The 5063-nt window shown below is 29.8% G+C and carries 3 protein-coding genes; 1 reads left to right on the plus strand and 2 read right to left on the minus strand.

Annotation, left to right across the window (positions count from 1 at the left end; translation table 11 throughout):
• Both ACTG3S_RS02540 and ACTG3S_RS02545 read right to left on the minus strand, forming a co-directional pair.
• Nucleotides 1-2102: efflux RND transporter permease subunit (locus ACTG3S_RS02540; protein ID WP_439127808.1), on the minus strand; the 2102-nt coding region annotated here is incomplete at its 3' end.
• A 4-nt stretch (nt 2103-2106) separates the two neighbouring features.
• Nucleotides 2107-3219: an efflux RND transporter periplasmic adaptor subunit gene (locus tag ACTG3S_RS02545; protein WP_439127809.1), complete on the minus strand. Its 1113-nt coding sequence runs from the start codon at nt 3217-3219 to the stop codon at nt 2107-2109.
• Nucleotides 3220-3529: 310 nt separating this feature from the next.
• On the opposite strand from ACTG3S_RS02545, the gene ACTG3S_RS02550 reads away from it, so the two are divergent.
• Nucleotides 3530-5063, plus strand: a 1534-nt coding sequence (locus ACTG3S_RS02550; protein ID WP_439127810.1) for a carboxypeptidase-like regulatory domain-containing protein, incomplete at its 3' end; no start/stop codon positions are given.

A 5063-nucleotide genomic window follows, 5' to 3' on the forward strand; every position in this document is an offset into this window, starting at 1 on the left:
AGTTCATCTTTAACTGCTTTTAGTTCTGTGATGTTATTTCCTAACAAAGAAACTGCAACTGGACTCCCACCAAAGTTACCTCCAGAACCAAAGACCAAACTTTCTACACCATACACTTTACCCACTAATTTTTGTATAGCATTTGTAATTTCTGGTGATGAAAAATCTCTAGACTCACCAGGTAAAAGGTTTACATTTAAGGTTGCATTTGCGCTTCCTGGACCTACTCTTTTTATCACGTTTTCTACTACATCTAAATCTCCTGTTTGTTTTGCAGAATATTCTTTATTTACCACCCAAACTTTTTCTTCTATCATAGAAATAATAGAGTCTGTAATTTTTTCGTTGGTACCTTGTGGCATATTTAAGGTAATTTGCACTCTATCACTAGCAATTCTTGGAAAAAAAGAACTTTTAATGATGCCACCTTGCAATGCAGAAAAACTTAACAGCAATGTTGCAATAAATAAGCAGAAAACAAAAATTTTGTTATTTAAAGAGAACTTTAAAAACGGTACATAGTAATTGTCTCTAAACTTGCCTAAATACTTATCTGCACCTCTGTTTACTTTATTAAAAAAAGCATCTAATTTATTTGTTTTTTTAAGATTTCCGTTTTCTAATTTCTTTCTATCTAAGGCTTTAGAATGTGCAATATGAGCTGGTAAAATAATTAAAGCTTCCACTAAAGAAACTGTTAACGTTAGTAATACTATAGTTGATACTTCTCCGAAGAAACTCCCAATTCTACCATCTACAAAAAAGAAAGTTGAAAAAGCAATAATTGTAGTTAATATAGCAGAAACAATTGGCGGAATTACTTCCATGGTACCATCTATGGCTGCTCTAATTTTAGATTTTCCTAAATCGTAATAATGGTGATAAATATTTTCTCCAATAACAATACCATCATCTACCAAAATACCGATTACAATAATCATCCCAAAAAGAGATAAAACATTGATGGTTACATTAAATTGAGCTGCAAAAATAAACATCCCTAAAAAGGCAACTGGCAAACCAAATGCAACCCAAATTGCCAAACGCAGGTTTAAGAAAAGTGCTAAAAAGAAAAGTACTAATAGAATACCAACAATACCATTTTCTACCAATAGTTTTGTACGTCCATTTAAGGTAATACTTCTATCGCTAGTAACACTTAACTGTACGTTTTGTTGTTGTTGATTGTATTTGTGAATATACTCTTTAATTTTGTCTGCAGAAGATATTAAATCTTCATTATTGGTATTACTAACTGTAATATCTATTGCCAAATTACCATTGTAGTATAATCTATCTGGATTTTCTGACCAAGTATCTCTTAAAGTGGCAATATCTTTTAAGCGGATAATATTACCATTCGTTTCTGTTCTAACAATTAAATTTTGTAATTCTATACCATAATAAGAGCGATTACTAGCCCTTATTAAATAGTCTTCTTCTGGGGTTTTTATATTACCACCTGTAATTAAAATATTAGAGTTTCTAACAGCATTTGCTACTTCTGTAAAAGATAAATTATAGGCACGCAAATCATTTTCGCGCACAGCAATTTCGATCTCTTCTTCTGGAAAACCAGAAATTTCTACTTGAGAAATTCCTTCTATACCACGTATATCATTTTCTACATTTCTGGCATATTGTTTTAGAGATTTTAAAGAAACGTTGCTACCACTTATGGTAAAACTAATAGTTGGTCTAATGCTTTCTACTTTAGCAATTACTGGTGGTTCCATACCAGAAGGAAAAGAAGGAACTCTATCTACCGCATTTTTTACATCAGATAAAACAACATCTATATTTTTTCCTTTTTCTACTTCTACATTTACATTTGCAGAATTTTCTCTAGAAACAGAAGTTACTCTTTCTACACCAACAATTCCTTTTAAATTGTCTTCAATTTTTAATACAACACCTTCTTCCATTTCTGCAGGAGAAGCTCCTGGATATGCCAATGTAATTCTAATTAATTGCGAATCTACCAAAGGAAAAAAGGAAGATTTCATACTAATAGCACCAATAACACCAAATATAAAAAAAGCAAAAACAATTACATTTACAGCAACATGGTATTTAATAAAATAAGCAATTATCTTTCTCATATAATTACTTTTTATTTGTTTTAACAATCATACCGTCAAATGCCCCAGGTAAAGGCTGTGTAAGTATTTTATTATTATTTTCTAAGCCTTTTATAACTACCTTTTCTGCACCAAAATAAACAGGGTTTATAGTAGTTAAATTTAAAATACTATCGTTTTTAACAGTATAAACAGCAGTGTTGTCTACCAATAATTTTCTAGAAATTTCTATGGCTTCTTCAATAGATTTTGCCACCAAATTGGCTTCTAAAAACATACCTTCTTTTAAATCTGGATGCTTTACATCTATAAATGCTTTTATAGTTTGCGATACTTGGTCTACGCTACCATTTACACGTACCACTTTACCTGTATATTTTTTTGTTTTTTCTAAGTTAGTTAGTTCTACAGAGTTGCCAACCTTTAATAAATCTGCATAGGCAGCATTTACAGAAACTTCTAGTTCATAAATACTTGGGTCTATAAATTCTCCTAATTTTTGTCCAGATCTAACCAAAGTACCTGGGCTTACTAAAGCTTCTGTTAAAATACCAGAATAAGGTGCTCTTATTTGATGTTTAGCATATCTAACTTCTAAATTTTTAACATTATAATACGCTGTTAAAATACCTCTACCAGAAATAAAATATTTTTCTTTGTCCGAAGAAAACGCAGGAAGTTTAGGTACAGGTTTATTGAGTTTAAAACTTTTTAAATAGGTTTGCCATTTCGAAAACTCATTCGGATAATCTAATCGAATATCTGGCATAATAGCAGTAATTAAATTGTATAAATTACTTTTTTGAGATTGTAAGCTTGCGTAAAATTCTTCGCTATTGATACTTAATAGCGTTTCTCCTTTATAATATTTTGTTCCTGCTTTAAAAGCTTTGTTTGCTGATTTTAAAACACCTTGTACTTCAGAAAAAATTTCTATTCTGTTTTTTGCTGTTAAATTACCACTTGCAGTTAAAATAACAGGTATATTTTTGTTTTGTACGTCTTGTATAAAAACCGTTTTAATTTGCTTTTTAAATTTTGGTTTTGGTTTCTGATTTTTTGCTACAATATAATTGCCTAAAACAACAGCTCCTATAATAGCTAAAATGCCAAGAATGGCAAGAATTATTTTTCTCATAATTAGTTAGTTGCACTCTCTTCAAACAAGAAAGTTAAAGATTTTAGTTGTTGCAAAGATACTTTTTTAGACTTTCGATACAATTAAACCTTTAAAGCAACTTTGTTAAAGAAACGTTATAATTATTGTTTTGTAGCTATAAACAAAATTTATGGTTTTAGAAAAACTACTATCTTAAAAAGCTGAAAATTAAAGATTATAATTAAAAAACATAATTTTTATTTAGATTTAATATAAATAACTTGTGTAAATCATTTACGGTAAATATATTTGTCGAAAATATTATTTATATTAAATCTAAATAAACATAATGAAAAATCAATTAATCACATTGGCATTATTGCTAACTACTTCTTTCGTTTTTAGCCAAAATTCTATTATTTCAGGAAGTATTAAAAACAACAAAAAGTATCCGCTGTCAAAAGTTACTATTGCAATCAAAAACACAAAAAAGGGAACACAAACAAATGAAAATGGAATCTTTAAAATTGAAAATTTAGAGAATGGTAACTACACATTATCAATCTCTTATTTAGGTTATAAAACCAAAGAAATTAATATATCTATCTTAAATAATGAAAACAAAAATTTAGGAAATATTATACTGTTTGAAGGAAATGAAATATTAAACGAAATAATTATTTCTGGAAAAAGAACTAATAAATTTTCAAGAAAAAAAACAGCTTATGTTGCAAAGCTCCCTCTAAAAGACATCGAAAACACACAGGTTTATAGCACAGTTACCAACGAATTATTAGAATCTCAGGTTGTAACAAATTTTGATGATGCTTTAAAAAATGCTGCAGGAATCGAACAACTTTGGACCTCGACCGGACGTGGTGGGGATGGTGCAGGATACTATTCTTTGCGAGGTTTCTCTGTGCAACCTCAACTAGTAAATGGTTTACCAGGTTTAACAAACGGAACCATAAACCCAGCAAATATTGAGAGAATTGAAGTACTAAAAGGTCCTTCTGCTACCTTATTTGGTAACGCTGTAAGTTCTTATGGTGGTTTAATAAATGTTGTAACAAAAAAACCTTTTGTTGGTTCAGGTGGTCAGATATCTTATACTTCAGGCTCTTTTGGTTTGAACCAAATTATAGGAGATTTTAATACCGCTTTAAGTGAAGAAAATAACATTTATTTCAGACTAAATACGGCTTACACAACGCAACAGAGTTGGCAAGATGCTGGTTTTATGAAATCATTTTTTGTGGCTCCTTCTCTTTCTTATAAAGTAAATAATAAATTATCGTTCTCATTTTATTCAGAAATTACACAAGCAGAACAGACAAATCCAATGTTTTTGTTTTTAAATAGAAGTGCTCCACAAAATGCTAATAATTTAAATGATTTAGGCTATAACAACAAATTGTCTTTTACAAGTAACGATTTAACGCTAAAAAACCCAAATCAAAATTATAGGTTAGAGATGGATTATAAATTATCAGAAAATTGGCAATCTCAAACCTTATTATCTAAAAGTACTACTTCAACAAAAGGGTATTATTCATATCTTTTTGATTATGGTGTTTTTTCAACAGATACATTTTCAAGATACATTAACAAGCAAAATTCGAATACCCAAACTACTGATATTCAACAAAATTTTATAGGTGACTTTAATATCGGTTCATTAAGAAATAGAGTTGTTATTGGTGTTGATTATTTTTCTGCAACAGAAACAAACAATAGCACTGCTTATGCTTTTTATGGAAACATAACACCAAATGGAGGTGCAAATGGCGATAATCCTTTTACACCTGCTGTAGAAACAGATGCTTATCCTTTATCTACTTCTGGTGTAGATGCTGTGTTAGCTTCACAAGCAGTTTCTAACG

The organism is Polaribacter sp. (genome assembly GCF_965656025.1).
GTDB lineage: Bacteria > Bacteroidota > Bacteroidia > Flavobacteriales > Flavobacteriaceae > Polaribacter.

Coding starts and splice junctions, on each gene's coding strand:
- ACTG3S_RS02545 (WP_439127809.1), bottom strand. CDS start 3,219: ATGAGAAAAATAATTCTTGCCATTCTTGGCATTTTAGCTATTATAGGA.